General features: G+C 57.4%; 17 protein-coding genes and 1 pseudogene. All 18 read right to left on the reverse strand.

The genetic code is table 11. From position 1 onward, the window contains the following. Nucleotides 1-5: 5 nt before the first annotated feature. Nucleotides 6-1,085 (reverse strand): hypothetical protein, encoded by a 1,080-nt coding sequence (locus tag CGLAMM_RS04100; RefSeq protein ID WP_418115411.1) that lies wholly within the window; start codon nt 1,083-1,085, stop codon nt 6-8. Between the two features lie 135 nt (nt 1,086-1,220). Beyond that, entirely contained in the window at nt 1,221-2,729 is a 1,509-nt protein-coding gene (locus CGLAMM_RS04105; protein ID WP_394818788.1) for an NADH-quinone oxidoreductase subunit N, read from the reverse strand. Beyond that, the gene (locus CGLAMM_RS04110) at nt 2,726-4,207 is read right to left on the reverse strand and encodes a complex I subunit 4 family protein (RefSeq protein ID WP_394818789.1); all 1,482 of its coding nucleotides are present in this window, start codon (nt 4,205-4,207) and stop codon (nt 2,726-2,728) included. Before CGLAMM_RS04110 ends, CGLAMM_RS04105 begins: the two co-directional genes overlap by 4 nt. A 2-nt stretch (nt 4,208-4,209) precedes the next feature. Further along, entirely contained in the window at nt 4,210-6,048 is a 1,839-nt protein-coding gene (gene nuoL / locus CGLAMM_RS04115; protein WP_394818790.1) for an NADH-quinone oxidoreductase subunit L, read from the reverse strand. A 4-nt stretch (nt 6,049-6,052) separates the two neighbouring features. Next, nucleotides 6,053-6,364, reverse strand: coding sequence for an NADH-quinone oxidoreductase subunit NuoK (nuoK, locus tag CGLAMM_RS04120; protein ID WP_394818791.1), 312 nt, complete (start codon nt 6,362-6,364; stop codon nt 6,053-6,055). A 2-nt stretch (nt 6,365-6,366) separates the two neighbouring features. Next, nucleotides 6,367-6,879 carry an NADH-quinone oxidoreductase subunit J gene (nuoJ, locus tag CGLAMM_RS04125; protein WP_394818792.1) on the reverse strand — a complete coding sequence of 171 codons (513 nt, stop codon included), beginning with the start codon at nt 6,877-6,879 and terminating at the stop codon, nt 6,367-6,369. A 2-nt stretch (nt 6,880-6,881) separates the two neighbouring features. Then, entirely contained in the window at nt 6,882-7,394 is a 513-nt protein-coding gene (gene nuoI, locus CGLAMM_RS04130; RefSeq protein ID WP_319806807.1) for an NADH-quinone oxidoreductase subunit NuoI, read from the reverse strand. Between the two features lie 10 nt (nt 7,395-7,404). Beyond that, nucleotides 7,405-8,361 carry an NADH-quinone oxidoreductase subunit NuoH gene (gene nuoH / locus CGLAMM_RS04135; protein WP_394818793.1) on the reverse strand — a complete coding sequence of 319 codons (957 nt, stop codon included), beginning with the start codon at nt 8,359-8,361 and terminating at the stop codon, nt 7,405-7,407. Then, a complete protein-coding gene (locus CGLAMM_RS04140) occupies nt 8,361-10,052 on the reverse strand; it encodes a molybdopterin-dependent oxidoreductase (RefSeq protein WP_418115412.1) in 1,692 nt (563 codons plus the stop codon). Before CGLAMM_RS04140 ends, nuoH begins: the two co-directional genes overlap by 1 nt. Further along, on the reverse strand, nt 10,007-11,068 hold the full coding sequence (locus CGLAMM_RS04145; protein WP_418115413.1) for an NADH-quinone oxidoreductase subunit G: 1,062 nt from the start codon (nt 11,066-11,068) through the stop codon (nt 10,007-10,009). The genes CGLAMM_RS04140 and CGLAMM_RS04145 overlap by 46 nt, the downstream gene beginning before the upstream one ends. 13 nt (nt 11,069-11,081) lie before the next feature. After that, nucleotides 11,082-12,397 (reverse strand): annotated as a pseudogene (gene nuoF / locus CGLAMM_RS04150) (NADH-quinone oxidoreductase subunit NuoF). After that, nucleotides 12,384-12,902 (reverse strand): NADH-quinone oxidoreductase subunit NuoE, encoded by a 519-nt coding sequence (gene nuoE, locus CGLAMM_RS04155; RefSeq protein WP_394818796.1) that lies wholly within the window; start codon nt 12,900-12,902, stop codon nt 12,384-12,386. The pseudogene nuoF and the gene nuoE overlap by 14 nt, the downstream one beginning before the upstream one ends. After that, entirely contained in the window at nt 12,889-14,652 is a 1,764-nt protein-coding gene (nuoC, locus tag CGLAMM_RS04160) for an NADH-quinone oxidoreductase subunit C/D (RefSeq protein ID WP_418115414.1), read from the reverse strand. Before nuoC ends, nuoE begins: the two co-directional genes overlap by 14 nt. Before the next feature lie 14 nt (nt 14,653-14,666). Further along, nucleotides 14,667-15,308 (reverse strand): NADH-quinone oxidoreductase subunit B, encoded by a 642-nt coding sequence (locus tag CGLAMM_RS04165; RefSeq protein WP_394818797.1) that lies wholly within the window; start codon nt 15,306-15,308, stop codon nt 14,667-14,669. 6 nt (nt 15,309-15,314) lie between these two features. Beyond that, entirely contained in the window at nt 15,315-15,767 is a 453-nt protein-coding gene (locus CGLAMM_RS04170; protein ID WP_394818798.1) for an NADH-quinone oxidoreductase subunit A, read from the reverse strand. A gap of 203 nt (nt 15,768-15,970) precedes the next feature. Continuing rightward, nucleotides 15,971-17,809: a glycoside hydrolase family 15 protein gene (locus CGLAMM_RS04175; RefSeq protein ID WP_394818799.1), complete on the reverse strand. Its 1,839-nt coding sequence runs from the start codon at nt 17,807-17,809 to the stop codon at nt 15,971-15,973. A gap of 48 nt (nt 17,810-17,857) precedes the next feature. Continuing rightward, nucleotides 17,858-19,366, reverse strand: coding sequence for a glucose-6-phosphate dehydrogenase (gene zwf / locus CGLAMM_RS04180; protein ID WP_394818800.1), 1,509 nt, complete (start codon nt 19,364-19,366; stop codon nt 17,858-17,860). 86 nt (nt 19,367-19,452) lie between these two features. Then, on the reverse strand, nt 19,453-21,027 hold the full coding sequence (locus CGLAMM_RS04185; protein WP_394818801.1) for an efflux transporter outer membrane subunit: 1,575 nt from the start codon (nt 21,025-21,027) through the stop codon (nt 19,453-19,455). Nucleotides 21,028-21,055: the final 28 nt, after the last annotated feature.

A 21,055-nucleotide genomic window follows, 5' to 3' on the forward strand; every position in this document is an offset into this window, starting at 1 on the left:
GTCATTCATTTGCGCAGCGCATCCGCTTCACTTTGCGATTTCAGCATAGTCCCGATCGCCTCCCGCGTCATGATCTGATGCGTCTCAGCGCCTTGAGTGTTACCGTTTTTGATGACGGTATAACCGTTTTCAGCCGCCACTAGCGTCACATCGGCTTTGCCGGGATGAGCGCAGCCTTTGCGACAACCTGAAACATGCAGACGCGTCTTCGCCGTCAGAGCATCGGCAAAATAACGGGCATCCCGTATTGTGTCCATGTGCGCGTGCGTGCACCCCTCAACGCCGCAACATGCGAAAATCTGTGCCATCTTATCATCAGGGTCCGTCACCAGACAGGGCATGGAAAGGGCTTTTGGCGTCATGAAGCCGCGGCCTGGCAGAAGTCGGATTTCATCCAGATTTTCCGCGATCTGATGTATGTCATCGCTTTTGAGCAGGCCAAGCGCAACGCCGTAGCCGCGCCAGCCTGCGGGAAGTCTGCCGATAAGCCGGTGCAGGGGTGCGGCACTAACCGTCCGAGGCGTTACAATGCGACATCCTGGCTGGGAGATGGCATATTCAGCCGCGAACCGCATCATGGCCGCCGCGACCTTCGGTGCCTCTAAAATGCGGGTTTCCTGGCCACAATGGACATGCCACGCATGCCCCGCGCAGCTGGCCGTGATATCCGCCACCATTGAACCGACAGGGAGAAAACCCCCGCCATCAACGCCAAAGCAGAATTTGGGCGGCAGGCTGTCTGGCAGGGGATGCTGCGCCAACGCCGCCATGAGTCGCGAGGCAATTTCCGCCGTCTCGGGAGCGCATTCCGGGTCAATTGCGTGGAGCGGAGACATCAGAACAGACTGACGGATCCGTTCGAGAGATGGCGCGGGATCGGATAATGCAGCGTCGATCAAAATCCGCTGGCATGTGGCGACGGACTGCGCTCGGAGGCCGCGAATCTGGAGATTGCCGCGCATTGTGACTTGCACAATGCCACGCCCGTATCGCGCGGCGGTTTCCGCGATGATGTTAAGCTGCCCCGATTTGAGGACACTGCCCGGCGGGGTCAGACGGATGAGGAAACCGTCTTTCGCTTCCATGGGCTTATGAAGGCCGGGGCACCACCCTTTGATGAGCATTAACTTATCCGCAAAATAAAATGGGCGTCACGGTGCATATTTCATCACCCCGACGCCCTTTTTTATCCCACGCACCGCACACGGCTTGATGCTTCATTACTCCGGCCCGGACAAAGCACGTGGATGCTTCGTCTGGTAGGAAGAAAGGGTCGGCGACGCCGCAAGGGGCGGAGCACCGATTTCAAGGCTTTGACTTCGCAAAATCAGCCCGTTCGGCAGCGCTCCCAACATGACGGTCAAGCAAGCGAGGATTGTGATCAGCGCCACATTGGAAACATTGGGACTTTGCGGCGCAAGTTCATGCGTTTCATCATGACGGCCCGGCGTCATCATGACAAATATCACGCGCAGATAGTAAAAGAGTCCGATCACGCTGCTGATGACCAGCGCCGCAAGCAGCCAGTGGCGATGGGCTGCGAGCCCTGCCGCCGCAACATAGAATTTCGCAAAAAACCCGACGACAGGCGGAATACCCGCGAGCGACACGAGCGCAATGGACATGACCAGCGTCGCGAAAGGCCGTTTGCGCGCGAGCCCATGCCATTGGCGAATATCGCGGGATTGCGGCATGACACCCGCCATCACGGCGAAAACGGCCAAAGTCGAAACCGTGTAGGCCGCCAGGTAAAATGCCGCACTCGGGAACCCATAAGGCATTGGCGAGAGGAATGCGACCAGAAGGTAGCCAATATGGGCGATGGAAGACCCGGCCATCAGGCGACGAAGGTCTTTCTGCACGATGGCGAGCAGATTGCCACCCACCATGCTGAGGATCGCGACAATCGCGATTTCGTCATATAGAATACCGGGCGCGAAAAGATTGATCGTCGAGAAATAACGCATCATCGCTGCAAACACCGCGACTTTCGAGGTGACCGCAATAATGACCGCAACCGGGATGGACGCGCCTTCCAGCACGTCAGCGAGCCAGAGGTGGAATGGCACCGCGGAGAGTTTGAAGAACAGCCCCGTCAGCAGAAGCGTGAGCCCCGCATAAGCGATGCCCGGTGACGGGATATTGTCCAGATTGGGAAAGCGGAAGGTGAGTGAACCTGTTTCCGCGTAGATCAGCGCGAAGCCGAAAAGCATCATCCCTGAGGCGACGCCGGAGAGGATCAGATATTTCATCCCCGCCTCACCGGCGAGGAGGCTGCGATTATTAAAGGCGATCAGTCCGATGAGAGACAGGCTTAACGTCTCCAGCCCGATAAAGAACGTGACGATCGACACCGCGCTCGTCATGGCGACGCCACCGAGGGTGGAAATAAGAAGCAGAATGTAAAATTCGCTCCCCGTCTGCGCATCACCCCCGCTCGCTTTGACCGGCGCCATGAGGATGACGGATATCGCGCAGAATATGATCAGCAGGCTGGTAAAGGTGCTCCATGAATCCAGCCGGAACAGCGTCAACCCCTCAAGATGCGGCAGGATCTGCGGCATGGCGAGGCTGAAGGCCGCTGCGATCAGAATCAGGGCTGAAATGACAGCATCGCGCATGACGTGACGCCGTATGGCGACAAGCGCCATCAGGATCAGGCTGCCCGCACCGAGGACGAGCACGCCATTAGGAAAAGTCGTTTGAGTCAACATGGAGGACGCCATCATGGAACCTGCTGCTCCTGTGCGATACGGGCCATTTCCGGGAGCGCCGGATTGGAACGGTCAAGCACGGGCTGAGGATAGACGCCAAGCGCAATCAACAGCACAGCCGCGCCGCCAAGGAGGGAAACATGCCGGTAGGACACCGGCCCGAGCGGACGCGCCTGATCTGAGCTTTTCGGCCCGTAAAAAATGCGGAGCATCATTGTCAGAGAATAGACTGAAGAGAGGACGAGCGCTGATGCGGAAATAATCGCCATCGTGTGACTGACCGACCAGGTGCCGAGCAGCGTCAGAAATTCCCCGATGAAATTGCCCAGACCCGGTAAGCCGAGCGAGGCCGCTGCGAATAACATGGCCAGACCGGAAAATTGCGGCATGGCAGGCCATAAGCCGCCCATTCTGCCCATGTCGCGCGTTTGGAGGCGGTCCTCCAATAGTCCCGCCATGATGAAAAGCGCGCCTGTGCTGAGGCCATGCGCCACCATCTGGATGACCGCACCCTCCAGCCCGATTTTTGTCCCGGAGAAGATGCCGAGCAGGATGAAGCCGAGGTGACTGACAGAGGAATAAGCGATCAGCCGCTTCAGATCATTCTGCGCGAAAGCAATCCAGGCACAATAGATGAGACCGACCACACCAAGTGTCATGGCGACTGGCGCGATCAATGGTGCCGCTGAAGGAAAAAGCTCCCAAACAAAGCGGATCAGGCCGTAACCGCCCGTTTTGGCCATCACACCTGACAAAAGCAATGTCGCCGGGATGGGCGCCGAGGCATAAGTATCGGGCAGCCAGGCATGGAAAGGCACCATTGGCAGTTTGACAGCAAAAGCGATGAAAAAGCCCAGCATCAGCACGTAGGACCATCGGGACGAGGCCGCGGTGCCCGCGAGATCCGCGTAATCAAATGTCACGACCCCGGCCTCATGTTGATGCAGCAGCACCAGCCCGATCATGGACAGCATCATCAACAGGCCGCTACCCTGCGTGAACATGAAGAATTTGAGCGCGGCGCGTCCCCTGTTCTCATCGCCCCAGATGATGATCAGCGCGAACATCGGCAGAAGCATCATCTCCCAGAAGAAGAAAAACAGCATGAGATCAGTCGCGAGGAAGACGCCACTCATACCGGCGACTGTCATCAATAATAGGCACTGAAACAGCCCGCCGCGGTCCTTGACCTGCGCACAGGGCAATAAAATGCAGGGCAGCGCAATTAGGACATTGAGCCACAACATAATGAGGCTCAACCCATCCAAGGAGAGATGACAATTGATACCGACAGCCGGTATCCAGGGGATGAGGAACTGCGCCATCCAGCCTTGCTGGCCATGAAAAGTGAACGGGATCAAAAGCACACCCATCAGCAGAACCGTCAGAACGCTGATGAATCGCGGCAGGCGCATCCCCCCATTGAGGCCGGCCAGCCAGGCCAGGAGCCCGCCGATGAAGGGAATGAGAACGAGAGCAGGAAGTGCCAGCATCGTTATACCGCCAGATACAGGGCCACAACCGTCGCCGCAGCTACCCAGCACGCGTAACGACGGACCTGACCGTTTTGAAATTTTGCGAACAACCAACCGAGGCTGTAAACCATCAGCCCCACCAAACCGTAAAAGCGGTCAATAAAGTCACTTTGATTGATGCGCGCCACGATTTCATAGGGACGAGAAACGGCCGCATTATAAGCCGCGTCAAAGCCCCAATCCGCGCGCAGCGTTTCGATCAGAACGCCGCCAGCCGGCTGCGGCGCCTGGTTTCCGGGACGCCAGAGAAACCACGCCATCGTCACGCCGATCAAGGGCACAATTGACCCGATAATGAGCAGCGCGCTGCCATGCTCCTCCGCGATGGGGCCGAGTACAGGGCGCAGCAGGTTCGTAAACAGATGAACGGGGTAAATCGCGTCCGGGATCTGCATCCATCCGCCCGCGATGGAGAGGATGGCAAGCACCGACATGGGCAGCGCCATGGCCAGGCCCGTGCGCCCGTGATCATGCGTACGTGTGCCGCCCCAGAAGACGATGAAGACACAGCGGAAAATATAAACCGACGTCAGGAACGCACCCAGGAGCGCACCCGCCCAATAAAGCGGCGCCACATTAAATGCGTCCTGCAGGATCATTTCTTTCGAGAAGTAACCTGCCGTCACCAGAGGTAAACCAGCCAGCGCGGCGGAACCGATCAGGAAAGCGGCGAACACACCCGGCATACGCTGGCGCAGCCCCCCCATGCGGAAAATATCCTGCTCATGATGGAGGCGCAGGATGATTGTGCCCGCCGTCATGAACAGTAACGCTTTGAAAAATGCATGGGTCACGAGATGAAAAATCGCACCATGCCACGCACCGCAGCCAATCGCGAGATACATATAGCCAAGCTGGCTCATCGTCGAATAAGCAAGGATGCGCTTGATATCAGTTTGGACAAGCGCACTGCCCGCCGCCAGTAAGATCGTGACAAAGCCGACAACGGCGCAGACATGCATGACGGCGGGCGTCAGCAGCAGGACAGCGTGGAGGCGCGCCAAAAGGTACACCCCTGCCGTCACCATTGTCGCCGCGTGGATCAGGGCGGAAACGGGCGTCGGCCCCGCCATCGCATCAGGGAGCCACGTCTGTAACGGCACCTGAGCGGATTTTGCCATGGCACCGCCGAGCAGAAAGAACATGCCCAGCGTCAGAAGCTGATGCGGCAGTCCAGGTGCAGCATGGATGAGAGAGGGAATATCCAGCGTGCCCGCCGCCGTCGCAAAAACGAAGAGCCCGAGAAGAAACAACGCATCGCCGATACGCGTCACCACGAAAGCCTTGCGCGCCGCGAGGGCATTTGGCCGCTCATGATACCAGAAGCCGATCAGGAGGTAGGAGCACAGCCCGACGCCTTCCCATCCAACAAACAGCACTGTGAGGTCGGAAGCAAGAACCAGCAGCAACATGGAGGCGACGAACAGCGTCATATAGGCGAAGAAACGCCCGATATCCTTGTCGTCATGCATGTAGGCGCAGGCATAGATCAGGATGAGGAAGCCCACACAGGACACGACAAGCAGCATGACGACGGAAAGCCTGTCCAGCGTCAGCCCGACCTGCGCCGAGAAATTATCGACACTGATCCAGTTCCAGAGGGTCGTATGAATCGCGCCATTAGACGCCGGGCCGGTCAGGAAGTCACAGGAAACATAAATGGACAGAAGGGCGCACAAACCCATCCCGGCCCCGACAAGCAACGTTGTCGGCCGCGCCGACAACCGACCGCCCGTCAGGATCAGAATGACCGAAACAATCAGCGGGCACAGAATGATGACAGGGAGCAACGATGCCATTGCCTCAACCTTTCAGACGGTTGCACGAGTCGGCGTCGAGCGTTGCGTGCCCTGCCGCGTGCAGCCTTAAAACAATTGCCAACCCCACCGAAGCTTCGGCGGCAGCATAAGCGATGATCATGATGAACATGATCTGGCCATCCGCCTGATGCCACTTATTCCCCGCTGAAATAAAGGCGAGCGCGACCGCATTCAGCATGACTTCCGTTGAGAGCAGCATGAAAAGCAGGTTGCGACGCACCATGACGCCGAAGAGACCGATACTGAAAAGGAATGCGGCGATGATGAGGCCCAGATTGGGATCACTGGCGGTCATGATCAGCTATCCTTCCCGATGCGGCGGCCGATGTGATAGGCGCTGACCAGCCCTGCAAGTAACAGAAATGAGGCAAGCTCAACCGTCAGAAGGTAGGGCCGATAAAGACTGTAAGCGACCAGGTCAGGCCCGACAGCGTGGCTGTCACTGATCACGGACGTATCCGCCGCACTCATCCGATGGAAGCTCGTCACAAGCACGATCATCAGAAGCGCCGCCAACCCACCAGGGCCCGCCCAGACATGCGGGGCCAACCACGCTTTCTCACGCTGTTGATCGGACTGGCCGAGATTAACCATCATCACCACGAAGATGAAGAGAACCATCACGGCACCTGCATAGACCACGATTTCAAGCATCGCTGCAAGCGGGGCGCCAAGCTGGTCAAATACACAGGCGAGCGCGATCAGCGACACCACCATGTAAAGCAGGCCATGCACCGCGATCGTCCGGGTGACCGCCATCGCCGCAGCGCAGATGGCAACCAACCCATATATTTCGAGAAGATAATTCATAATCAGGGCATCAATGTATGAAGGTCGATCGGTTTGGCTTCATGCTCTGCCTCGCCCTTGTCTTTGCCGGGGATCTTAAGCCCGGACACGTTATAGAAGCTATAATCATGTACCTTCCCCGGCCCACTGATGAGCAGGTCTTCTTTCTCATAAACGAGATTCTGGCGCACATACTCACTCATCTCAAAATCCGGCGTGAGCTGGATGGCGTAAGTCGGGCACGCCTCCTCACAAAAGCCGCAGAAAATGCAGCGAGAGAAGTTGATCTGGAAGAATTCAGGGTACCAGCGTCCATCCCGCTCACCCTTCTGAAGGGAGATGCAGTCAACCGGGCAGGCGGCAGCGCAAAGATTGCAGGCAACGCAGCGCTCCTCCCCGCTCGGGTCACGCGTGAGAACGATGCGACCACGATAGCGCGGCGACAGATAGGGCTTGACCTCCGGATAGGGCACCGTCTCATTACGCTGAAACAAGTGCAGGAAGGTGAGCCAGATTGTGCGGATAATTCCAAACATGATGCAGCCCTCAGCCGCCTGCGCGCAGCAAAATAACTGCGCCGGTCACGACAATATTCAACAGCGATAGCGGCAGAAGCACCTTCCAGCCGAAAGCCATCAGCTGGTCATAACGCGGGCGCGGCAGCGCGGCGCGGAGCAGGATGAAGAAGCAGATCAGCAGGAAAACCTTCAGCGCAAACCAGATAAAAGGCGGCAGAAACGGACCATGCCAGCCACCCAGATAAAGTGTGGTGACAAGCGCCGACGTCATGGCCATACCGGCATATTCCGCCAGGTAGAACATGCCGAACTTCATACCGGAATATTCAGTATGGAAACCTGCGGTGATTTCATTTTCACCCTCCGGCAGGTCGAAAGGCAGACGATGTGTTTCAGCGATACCGGCGATGAAGAAAATCACCGCGCCCAGAAATTGCGGGATGATGAACCACATATGGGTCTGCGCATCGACGATGGCGCGCAGGCTGAAAGAGCCGGTAAGCATTACCACGCCCATGACGGACAGGCCCATGAACACTTCATAACTGATCATCTGGGCCGCCGCGCGCATCCCCCCCAACAGGGCATATTTATTATTAGATGACCAACCGGCGAGCACGACGGAGTAAACACCCAGCCCTGCCATCGCGAAGACGAACAGAACGCCGACATTGAGATCCGAAGCGATGCTCCAGCTCGGCGTGATCGGCACAACGCCGAAAGAGAGGAGAACGCAGAGAAACCCGATAATCGGGGCCAGCAGGAACACCGGCTTATCCGCGAAAGGCGGCACCCAGTCCTGCTTGAAGAGCATTTTAATGGCGTCTGCCAGAAGCTGGAGAGACCCAAAAGGCCCGCACCGGTTGGGGCCCGGGCGATCCTGTAGAAACCCGAGGAGGCGACGCTCCACCATTGTTGAGACAGCCGCGACGCCAAGGACGGCGAAGACGGTGACGACAATCATGACATAAATCGGGAAAGTCATCAGCCGTTCCCCGCTGCATCCAGTTGCGCTGGCAATCTGAGTTCAATTTCGGTCCATGATGGTGTGCTCCAAGCGCGCACGGCCATATGCGGTGGGCAGGTCACGACCCCTTCCGGCAGGGACGTATCGCCCCGGACAGGTAGCGTGACTTCCTGCCCGTCAAGCTTCAGGACCGCTGTTGCACCCGCTGGCACCTGGCCTGAAATGCGCAGGAACGCCTCATCAGCTCGCTGCTTGATGGCCGGCGATAAAGGTGCAAGCTCATCCGTCCCGAAGACACGATATTCCGGCAGAACCAACATCTGGCCCGGGCGGGCCGTCGGGGCATCAGGGGCCGTGCCGCGATAGGCACCCGCTTGAGCCGCACGAGGCTCTATCAAGCGAACACCACTCGGCCCTCCGCGCATCTCTCCACCGATTTCCTGCTGGAAACGGTTGAGAGACTGCTCGGAATTCCAGCCCGGCACGCGGTAATAGGGCACGAGGCTCCCCGGCATATCGGGGCCGTAGGAACCCTCCATCGTGGCGCCCAGAGGCGTATCCGATGAATGGGGCGGCGCGACATCCTTGACACTGATATGCGCGCGGATGGCGGTGCGCCCGCTGACGCGATCCGTCTGGCTGCGGAGCTGACGCCCTTCAAAGCGGTAATCCGCATGGGGCGCGGCTTCGGAAGCACGGCTCAGGGCGGGAATGTCCCGGCTGAGCGCACTGGCGACATCATCCAGCGTTTTCCATTTGGGGAAGTCACTGATCTGCGCCGCTTCCGCAAAATCAGCGATCCACCGCCATGCCACCTGGATGGGGGCGTCGGGATAAACCACCTGCAGAAAACGCTGCGCCCGCCCTTCAGCGCTGACAAGCGTCCCCTCGCACTCTGCATAACTGGCGGAAGGCACGGTGATGTCGGAGCGGATGGCAGTCGGCGTCACCGAATGCTCGATCACAACCAGTTTTTCCGCTGCATCAATCAGCGCGTTGAAGCGCGCATCATCAAGGCGACGGGAGAGGTCATTTTCGAGGACGATCAACGTCGCACCCTTTGCCTGGGCGCAAATTTCGTCAAGCGACAGGCCACCCATCAGGGCCATACCGACACTATTCGCTTCCGGCATGGCGAAGGCAATGGCGGGTGACTTACCCCGCGCTGTCAAAGCGCGCGCGATGTTGGCAGTCGCATGAAGCAGCGCTTCCGAAGCATATTGCAGCCCTGAGACGATCAAAGGCCGCTCTGCGCCCATCAGAAGTTCAGCAATGGCGCTGGCCCGCGCCGCTTCATCTTCCGACAATCCGACGACATCGGGCGCGCCGCCATCAATCTGATGCGCCACAGCGAAACCGATCCGCGCGATCATCTCCGGAAGCGCACGATAGGTCGCGGCCGCGAAAGCATCGAGATCCGTCTGGGCGGGGGAGAGGACCATCAGTGGTGAGACTGTGTCCTGACCCAGAGTGCGCACAGAGGCATCAAGCCATTGCGGCACGCGGGCCTGATCCGCCGCTTTATTACATGCGGAACGTTTGATCTGCCGAAGGGCGAGACTCATACGTGGCGCCGTCGCCGTGATGTCCTCACCAAGGATGACAGCACCGTCAGATTTTTCCATCTCCGCCATCGTCGCAACTTTTGCCGGCGTTTCCTGCATCAGCTCGACCGCGAGATTGACGAGATGATGATGCGGTTCCGCCATGCCGGACGAGAAATTCTCCGCCCGACAAGTGTCCGCAACGCGAAATTGGACTCAAGCGACGCGCGGGGCGACCCGATACCAAGAAGCTTTGCGCCGGATGCGATGCGCCCGAACTCTTCCAGCACGGTTTGGACGGGCGCCGCGGCCATCTCACCATTGACGACATAGCCGGCCGCACGCAGACGCGTCTCGGCATTGACCCAGCCATGACCGAACCGACCGCGATCACAGAGGAAATACCGATTCACGTCATTATTATAACGATTGACCGTACGACGCACGATGCCCGCGCGCTCACTAATGATGGTGTTACAGCCGGAGGCACAATTGGTGCAGACAGAAGGCGCACCCCGCATATCCCACTTACGGCTGTAGACCTTGGAGAACGGCTTGTCTGTAAAGACGCCGGTCGGGCAGACCTCGATCAGATTACCACTGAAAGGGCTCTCCAGCGTGCCACTTTCATGCCGTCCGAAATAGACGTTATTATGCGATGCGAAAACGCCGAGATCCCCACCGCCCGCGTAATCCTTGTAAAACCGCACGCAGCGATAACAGGCAATGCAGCGATTCATCTCATGTTTGACGAAGGGGCCGAGATCCTGATTATTGTGGGTGCGCTTATCAAAGCGGTAGCGGCGCTCGCGATGCCCGGTCATGACCGTCATGTCCTGAAGATGGCATTCGCCACCTTCCTCACAAACCGGGCAATCATGCGGGTGATTGGTCATCAGCCATTCAACGACCTCACCGCGAAATTCCTTCGCTTCCGGGTCTGCGACCGAAATAATGGCGCCTTCCGTCACAGGCGTCATGCACGCCATGACGATGCGTCCGCGCGTATCTTCAGCGTTCGCAAATTGCTTGACGGCGCATTGTCGGCAGGCGCCGACGGAACCCAGCTCCGGATGCCAGCAGAAATAAGGCAGATCCGCGCCTGACTCCAGACATGCCTGTAAAAGGTTCTGATCTTCCCGCGTTTCAACTTCGCGGCCATCGATCGTAATTTTAGCCATCGGGCCGGTACTCCTAAGCCGCCTGCTCGGCTGAACGACCTTGCGAGAAGGTGCAGCGTTGCTGGCGGATATGTCTTTGAAAATCCTCTGCGAAGAGCGTCAGACCGCTTGAAAGGGGCGCGATCGCGCCCGGGGCATGCGCACAGAAAGTGCGGCCCATCGGCCCGATCATGCGCGCTGCGTCATGGAGGCGGTCAATATCCTCCTGCGTGCCTTGGCCATCTTCAATAACGGTCAGGAGGCGTTCCACCCAGGGAAGACCGTCACGACAGGGTGTGCACCAGCCGCAGGATTCCTGTGCAAAGAAATGCTCAAGATTTTTCAACATGCCGATCGGGCAGGTCCGATCATCCAGAAGGATCGCGAGACCCGTGCCGAGACGGCTGCCCGCTTTCTCCGGAGATGGATAATCCATCAGGATATTTTCATGCTCCGCCCCGAGAAACGCCGTGGACGCGCCACCGGGTAGGAAGGCCCGCAGCTTATAGCCATCCTGCATCCCACCGGCATAATCATTCAGGATCACCCCGAGGGACGTGCCAAGCGGAAGCTCAAACACGCCGGGATTTTTCGCCCGCCCACTGACACCATAAAGTTTGGTGCCGCCATCTTCACAGTTACTCAGGCCGAGATACCATTCCTTGCCGTTCGCGAGGATTGGGGGGACATTGCTGAATGTCTCAATATTATTGACGACGGTCGGCGCACCCCACAAACCGCCCACCTGCGGGAAAGGCGGCTTACTGCGGGGATTGGCGCGGCGACCTTCCAGCGCGGTGATCAGCGCCGTCTCCTCACCGCAAATATAACGCCCGCCACTGGGATGGACGTGAATATCAAAATCAAATCCGGAGCCCTGAATATTCTTCCCGAGCCACCCGGCCTCCCGCGCCTGAATGACCGCTTTCTGCAGCCGCTCAAGCCCCAGATGATATTCCCGCGCAGAAAGATGATGCCGTGATCCGCCTGAATGGCGTGCCCGGTAATCATCATGCCTTCGATCAACTGAAGCGGGTTGCCCTCGACAAGGATGCGGTCCTTGAAAGTCCCCGGCTCCATCTCATCGCCATTGGCCACGACATATTTGAGACGGTCTTTCGCAGGTTCTTTCGGGACGAAGCTCCATTTGAGGCCCGTATTAAAGCCAGCACCCCCGCGCCCGCGCAATTTTGAATTTTTGACTTCCTCAATGACGTCATCGGGAGACATGGACAGGGCACGGCGAATGCCCCGCCAACCGCCGCGCGCCTCATATTGCGCGGGGTCAAGAGGTGCTTCACGGTTGACCAGCGCCGTGAGCGGCTGCTTTTCCGGGTTAGGCGTGGTCATGATTTTTGCTCCTGATATCATCGATGATGGCATCGATATCCTCGGGGCGGACAGGGCCGTAAAGCTCCTTGCCGATCAGCATTGCAGGCGCGTGGTCGCAATGCCCGAGGCAGACAATCGGCAGAAGGGTGAATTCACCGTCAGGCGTGGTTTCGCCCATTTTGATCTGTAGTTTTTTACAGAGGCGGTCCCGCGTCTGCTCCTGCCCCATAAGCCAGCAAGAGACACTGTCACAAAGCATGATGACGTTTTTGCCGACCGGCTTGCGGAATAACAGATTGAAGTATGTCGCGATCCCGTCCAGATCGGCAGTGGTCATACCGAGAACCTGCGCCGTCTGGGCGAGATGCGCATCGCTGATCCAGCCGAAGCGCTCCTGCACCAGTCTCAGTGCCTCAATCGAAGCGCCGCGCGCGTGATGCTCATGCGCAGCCATGTCGCGGAAGGTCTGCACCAGGTCAGAAGGAAGTTCGGCGTTTTGTGCCGTGTTATCAGCGGTCGACATCGGCCATCACAAAATCAATGCTTCCCAGAATGGCGATCAGGTCCGCGATCATCGCGCCTTTCGCCAGGAGGGGAATTTGTTGCAGATGAATAAAAGAGGGCGTGCGGATACGCGTTCGGTAGGAGGACGTGCCGCCGTCACTCGTCAGATAATATTGATTGAGGCCCTTCGTCGCCTCAATACAGCTCCGCACCTCACCCGCTGGCATGACAGGCCCCCAACTGACGCCCACGAAGTGATGGATCAATGTTTCAATATCATGCATCGTGCGCGGTTTTGGCGGGGGCATGGCCAGAGGATGCTCGGCCTTATACGGCCCTTCCGGCATGTTATCGAGGCAGAAGCGGATGATGCGGAGACTCTGCCGGATTTCCTCCATATGGACGGCGGCGCGATCATAGCAGTCACCGTTTGTGCCGGTCGGAATTTCAAAATCGATCTGATCATAGCCGGAATAGGGTGCAACCTTCCGGTAATCCCACGCCAGGCCCGTCGCGCGCAGCCCCGGCCCCGTTACGCCCCAATCCACGGCTTCAGCGGTGTTATATACGCCGACACCCTTGGTGCGCCCGCGGAAGATCGGGTTTTTCATGACCATCTTGTCATATTCATCAAGACGCTTCGGCATGAAATCGAGGAATTCCCGCACTTCCTTTTCCCAGCCGATCGGGAGATCCATCGCCACGCCGCCAATGCGGAAGAAAGCCGGATGCATCCGGAAGCCGCAGATCTTTTCAATGATGCTGAATACGCGCTCACGATCATTGAACATATAGAAGACGGGGGAAAGCTGCCCCAGATCCTGCACCATCGTACCGTAGAAAACGAGGTGGCTTGAGATACGGAAAAACTCAGCCAGCATGACGCGCATCATTTGCGCGCGCGGTGGGACGGTGATCCCCGCAAGTTTCTCAACACCGAGAACATAGGGGAAGTTGTTCATCACCCCACCGACGTAATCGATACGGTCAGTATAGGGGATGAAAGAGTGCCAGGTCTGACGCTCAGCCATTTTCTCAGCGCCACGATGGTGGAAACCGATATCCGGCACGGCATCCACGATCTCCTCACCCTCAAGCTGTAAAACGATGCGGAAGACACCGTGCACACTGGGGTGATTCGGCCCGAGATTGAGGAACATGAAGTCGCTATTATCGGAGTGCCGCTTCATCCCCCAGGCTTTGGGGTCAAAACGCAGGGCTTCCTGCTCGTCAAACACTTCGTCTTCTGACAAAGTGTAGGGTGGCCGCTCCGTCGCGCGGGCGTAATGGTCTTTGCGCAGGGGATGCCCCACCCAGCTTGGCGGCGTCATGATACGCGTGAGGTGCGGGTGCCCTTCAAACACGATCCCGAAGAGATCCCAGACTTCCCGCTCCAGCCAGTTGGCGTTGGGCCAGATATCCGTGATGGTCGGGAGGTTCAGGGCATTGTCGTCCAAAGGCACCTTCAGGCGCACCTCATCCAGCGGGCCGGAAAAGGATTTGATGTGATACACCACGGTGAAATCCGCGTCCGGCAATCCCTGGCGGTGTTTGTGCTCACGCTCATCGAGGGCTGTGAGGTCAAAAAGCATCCGCAAGGCACCATCGGCCTTAAGGGACTTCAGGAGGGCGTGGATCTGCCCGCGTCGCACCCAGAAGGTGGGAACACCGTCACGCGTCGCCTCCTCAAGCAGGACGACATCCTGCGACCTGGCGGCGACGAAAGCTCCGAGTGGGCTTTCCTGCAAGCGTTCAGTCACTTCAGTCATAACAACCCCGGCCTTTATACGGTATCTGGCGTGCGCAGGATGGTCGCTTTGCGACGCTCATCCCGTTTGAGGTCGCGCATGCTCTGCGGTGTCACCTTTGTGACGCCCTGATCACCGATCATCCAGCTAAGTGGCCGCCGCTGCTTGCCGATTGAGTCCTGTAACAGCATGAGCCCCTCAATCAAGGCATCCGGGCGGGGCGGACAGCCGGGGACATAAACATCGACCGGCATAATGGTGTCAACACCCTGAACGACACTATATATATCGTACATACCGCCCGAATTTGCGCAGGAGCCCATGGAGATGACCCAGCGGGGCTCAAGCATCTGGTCGTAAAGATATTTCACGATCGGCGCCATTTTGCGGAAAACAGTGCCGGCGATGATCATGAGATCCGCTTCTCGCGGGGTGGCGCGCAGAACTTCTGACCCGAACCGAGCAATATCGTAACGACTTGTTAATGCTGTGGCCGTCTCGACATAGCAGCAGGAAAGACCGAAATTGAAAGGCCAGACGGAGTTTTTTTGCCCCCAGGATATGAAGTCCTGTAATTTACCGACGACGACGTTACGGCGCACGTCCTCCTGGGCAAGGAGCTCCTCCGGCTTTTGCAGCCGCGGCTGGCCGACGGCTGAGGTTAAGGTCCAGGACATAATATTTTAAACCTCGCGCTTGGGTATCTTGACGAGCTCGGCAGGCGTGTTCTGCGGCAGTCGCACCTTCGCGCGGCGCAGTTTGGGCCCCCATTCCAGCGCGCCGCTGCGCCAGAGGTAAACGAGTGCCAAAGTCAGAAAAACGATAAAACTCACGATCGTGATAAAAGCGGGCCACCCCATCTGCCGTGTCACCGTCGCCCAGACATAGATGAAAACGCCCTCAACATCGAAAATAACGAAAAACACCGCCAGAAGGTAATATTGTGCTGGCAGGCGCAGCCGCGCTGAACCCGTTTCCATAATGCCGGACTCGTAAGGGAGACTCATGGAGCGCCCCCGCGCCGCGCCAACGCGCCGCGGGCCGATAGCAGCGGACAAAGCCACGACAATGCACAGAAACACCACGGTGAACGCGATATAAATGAGAAGAGCGTGATCAACAAAAATTTGAGTCACTGGTACGACTACCTATTTCGACGGGACCAAAGGCCGCACCCGGAAGGGCAATAGCGGACCGTCCCCAATAGACCCTTTGGTCAAGAGGTGAACTGCGCTATGCCTAGCACCACATAACGCGTGCCGCAAACAATAGAATGCAAAATTTCGAATCCGTGAATAATAGGGATAGAGTTTGTCCCATTTAGACGTGATAATGACTATCATTCACTATTTCGATCCCCCGATTTGGAGAAAGCTTTATCAAGGTATTGGCCACACCGAATAAGGGCAATATGCGTGAAGGCCTGCGGAAAATTACCTAGATGCTCACCGGATGGGCCAATTTCTTCAGAAAATAACCCGACATGATTGGCGTAAGATAAAATCTTTTCAAATAAGATACGGGCTTTTAACAAATCACCCGTCCGCGCGACGCACTCGATATACCAGAAGGAGCACATTGTAAACGTGCCTTCACTTCCTGACAGTCCATCCCCTGCATGATCATCCTTGCCGTTATGATCCTCCTGCGTGCGGTAACGATAAACGTGACTGTCATCAAGCAATTGCGCGCCAACCGCCTTTAGAGTCGACAACCAGCGAGGGTCATGATCGGAAATGAACCCCATGAGCGGCATCATCAGACATGAGGCATCAATTGTCTTCCCGCCTTTATATTGTACGTAATAACCTAATTCCTCGTTCCAGAACCCGGCTTGAATATCATTATAGATGGCGCTGCGTTCCCGGACCCAGACATTGATTGCGCACGGCAGGCCGCGTTTTTGCGCGAGACGGATCGCCCGGTCAAACGCCACCCAGCACATGACGCGCGATGTCAGAAAATGCCGTCGCCCACCCCGGACTTCCCAGATGCTCTCATCTTCCTGGTTCCAGTTGAAGCAAAGCCAGTCGATCCCTTCCCTCAGGGCGCGCCATGCTTCCCAGCTCAACCTTTCACAATTTTCGTCGGCATGGAAAATCGCGTCCATGATCTCGCCGATAATGTCGAGCTGAAGCTGACCTTCCGCCGCATTACCGATACGGACCGGTCGGGAATTGCGATAACCCCTGAAATGTTCCAGCTCCGTCTCGGACGACATGGGCTGGCCGTCAATCGCGTAAAGAACTTTAAGCCGTGCCTGATCAGGATGCGCCGCGACCCGCCGCGCATGTACCCATCGGATGAAAGCCGTCGCCTCCTCCTTATGGCCTGTCTGCATAAAGGCATAGACCATAAAGGACGAGTCGCGGATCCAGCAATAACGGTAATCCCAATTCCGTTCACCGCCGACATCTTCCGGAAGCCCGAACGTCGCCGCCGCAACCATTGACCCCAATTCGTGCGAAGTCAGAAGCTTGAGCGCCAGCGTGGAACGGATGATCTGATCATGCCATCGACCATGGTAGTCTGAGCGTGCCACCCAATCACGCCAGTAACTATCCGTTTCTTTGAAGAGTGAGACGAGCATGGCATCATCTTCACAGAAATTCTCTTTATGCGTTTCCCCATCCAATGAGAAAAACGCGACCTTATCGAATTCAAGGCCGAACTCGGCCACGACGTCATTGCCTTTAACAATCAATTTAACAGTCGAGCACAATCGCAATCGTGGGAAGAGCGGATCGTCCGGTTCGAAAATCACCACATGCGACGATAATTGGTGCACTTTATGGCCGGTGCGCGCGTAATTGAAGCGCGGGGCGCAACGCATGTCGAACCTGATCCCACCGCGTATCGCTTTTACGCGCCGTATCAGACGTTGCGTCTGTGAAATCGGGGCCGGCACCATGAAGTCCGAAATCTCACTGACGCCGCTGGAGGATAAGACCCGCGTGAGGATGATATTCGTATCCGGCATGTAAGCCTGACGATAAGACCCATCTTTCAGGACCGGCTTCAGAGTGAAGCTACCGGCTTTCTCCTCCAGCAAATGTGCAAAGACACTTGGGCTGTCAAATCGCGGCCAGCACATGAAATCAATGGACCCGTCAAGGGCGACCAGCGCCGCCGTGCGCAGATCTCCAATGACAGCGTGGTCTTCGATCGCCATAGCCATGATGCGACCCCCTATTATGAAACAGCGTCCCAGCGCTTGTCGTTGGGTTCAGTCAATGAGCGGAAGCCACGACCTCCCGTCCCTTTCAAGAAGCTGATCCGCTTCCTTCGGTCCCTGATCACCCGCGGCGTAGAAGCAGAGCTTCCGATTTTTGGGCGGATTGACGCCCTCCAATGCTGCCCAGCCCGCTTCGATCGTGGCAGCGGACTGGAACAACATCTGGTCACCGTGCATGCAGTCATAAAGCAACGCTTCATAACCAACATTGGCGCGACTTTTGAAAAAATCATCATAACGGAAGGTGTTCTGCACCGGTGTAGCGACCTCCTCCAGACCCGGCTCCTTCACCATGAAATGCATGGCCAGGCCCCGGATCGGGTCAAGCTGGAACCGGATGACATTGGGCATTGAATCCGCAGAACCCTGTTTGAAAAGCTGGTACGGTGTCTTTTTGAAAACGACCGCAACCTCCGTCTTCCGCGCGGCGAGGCGCTTGCCCGTGCGGAGGTAAAACGGGACACCCGCCCAACGCCAATTATCAATGTGGAGTTTCAGCGCTGCGTAAGTCTCAACGTCACTCTTCGGGTCAACATTCGGCTCGCTCCGGTAAGCCAGCCGCTTCTCACCCCCAATCTTCCCCGCCCGATACTGCGCAACGACAAAATCCTTGACCTTGATGGGACGAATAGCATCAAGCAGACGCGTTTTTTCTGACCGGACGACTTCCGCTGCGAGGGAACTGGGCGGCGCCATACCCGTGATGCTCAGGAGGACAAAAAGGTGATTGGGCACCATGTCGCGCAGTGCGCCAGTGCCCTCATAGAACTTCCCGCGTTTTTCGACGCCGATCGTTTCGGCCGCTGTGATCTGGACGTGGTCAATATATTCCTGCCGCCAGAGAGGCTCAAATAATGTATTGGCGAACCGGATGGCCATCATACTTTGGACGGCTTCCTTACCGAAGAAATGGTCAATACGGTAGATCTGATCCTCACGCGCATGGGCCAGCGCCACCTTGTTCAGCGCCTTGGCTGAGGCCAGATTGTGGCCGAAGGGCTTTTCAATAATGACGCGGCGGAAAAAACCATCCTCCTCGAACAGCTTCGCTTTACCGAGACTCTTCAAAATCGTCCCAAAGAACTGAGCGGCGACCGCGAAATAGAAAATGGCGGAATCATTGCCCAGCGACCCGGCAACGCGCTGATAAATTTCCGGCTCCGTGATGTCGCCTGCCAGAAATTCGACATTTTTCATCATTTTCTGCCAGACGCTCTTATCAAGGCGCCCATGGGCGAATTCTCCCGCCTTATCCTTGGCAAAAGCGGAAATCTCGTCGAAAAGATGTGCTGACCACGCTTCCGGCGTCATCTCCGTTCGATCCACGACGACGATGCGGAATTTTCGCGATAGAACGTCCATTGCCGCCAGATCGTAAAGTGACGGCACGAGGAGGCGTTTCGTCAGATCACCCCCACCACCGAAGATAACAAGGGTGCAATCCGGTGCGCGACGTGGCACATCCGCCTTGGACGTGGAAGACTTCGTCTGACCGGTCATAAACCGTCTCCTCTATGTGGGATATTATGTGTCGCTACCTCTTCTCATGCTATAACGCGCGTTAACTTGCGCAAGATCAAGCCCCATCACCTCGAAGTGAGTTTGTCGTAAGTTTTTGGAGTCAAAGCGGATTTCGCCGCTTCTTCCGGCGCGATATTCTCCCAGCCACCGCCGAGTGCATTATATAGGCGCGCGAGATTGGCCGCGACCGTCATGGAACTGTCCGCGACCTGCATCTCAGCATCCAGAAGCGCCTGCTGAGCGGAGAGCACATCCAGATAAGTGACGAGACCGGATCGATATTGATCTTTCGCCAGGTCAAGCGCGCGACGCGCCGCTGATGCAGCTGAGACGAGGCCCTGATGGCGCTTCTGCTCATCACGATAGGCCACGAGCGCATTATCGACATCCCGCCATGCGCCCAGCACTGTCTGGCGATAAGTGATGGCCGCTGTCTGTTCAGCATATTTGGTCAGCATCAGATTGCCGCGCAGGCGCCCACCCTGGAAGATCGGCAGGGAAATGGACGGGCCGACATTCCATGCCCGCGCATTCCAGAAGCCGAGATCACGGAAGGACAGGGTCTGAAGTCCGAAATCGGCGCTGATGGTGACTTTCGGATAGAACTCCGCCTCGGCCTCCGCAATATTGGCGACCGCCGCATGAAGTTGCGCTTCAGCCTGCCGGATATCAGGGCGACGCCGCACAAGATCAGACGGAAGCCCGACGGGCACGCGCGGCGGCACGACCGGGATGCCCGCCGTGCGCTGCAACTCATCATCGAGGGAGCCCGGTGGCAGACCCAGTAACAGATTGATGGCGTTGATCTGCTGCGTGACGCGCTGCTCCATCTGGGCAATCTGCGCTGTCGTCGTATCAAGTTGCCGCTGAGCCGATGTGACGTCCAACTCTGTCACCAGCCCGACATGCTGACGCTCCCGCGCGAGGTCCAACGTCCGTTGCGCGGTGGCACGGTTTTCCTTCAGGATGCGCAATTGTTCCTGCAAGCCACGTAGGGCAAGGTAATCATAGGCCAGATCGGCCTGTTGCGCGATGATGACGGAACGCCTCTGCTCATCCGTCGCCTGCAACATGGCTTTGGCGGACTCATACTGCCGCGCGACCCGGCCCCACAAATCCAGCTCATATTGCGCGTCGATCCCGGTCCGCCATTGATTGAGCTGCGGCACGACAACATTACCAATGCTCTGGTCAAGAAGGGTCGCATTCTGCGCGCCGAGCGAGTCTTTGCTGTTCTGACCGATCTGGGAAAGGGCCCTCTGGAAAAACTTCGTACTATATTGGGAGCGCTGATAACTGCCCATCGCGCTGAGAGACGGGTAGCGACCAGCGCCCGCAATCATAAGCTGGGCACGGCTTTGCGCCAGTTGCGTCGTGGCGCGCTGGATATAGAGGTTTTGCGATGCGAGGCGTGATTGCAGGGACGATAATTCAGGGTCGTTGAAGAGGCCCCACCAACTTGCCGCCGCCGGGTCCTGCGTCGTGCGACTTGTGACACCGGCCTCACCCCCTTGTTGGGGCATACGATACTGGTCCGGCGTCCATGGTTTGGGACGATGGAATGTCGGCCCGACGCAGCCCGACGTCAGGATGAGCGCCATGGCAGGGAGGAGCGCTAATTTATGGTAAGCACGGCGCATGACGCAGCGACCCTTCATGAATGGCAGT

It is taken from the genome of Sorlinia euscelidii, from assembly GCF_036452135.1.
Classification (GTDB): domain Bacteria; phylum Pseudomonadota; class Alphaproteobacteria; order Acetobacterales; family Acetobacteraceae; genus Sorlinia; species Sorlinia euscelidii.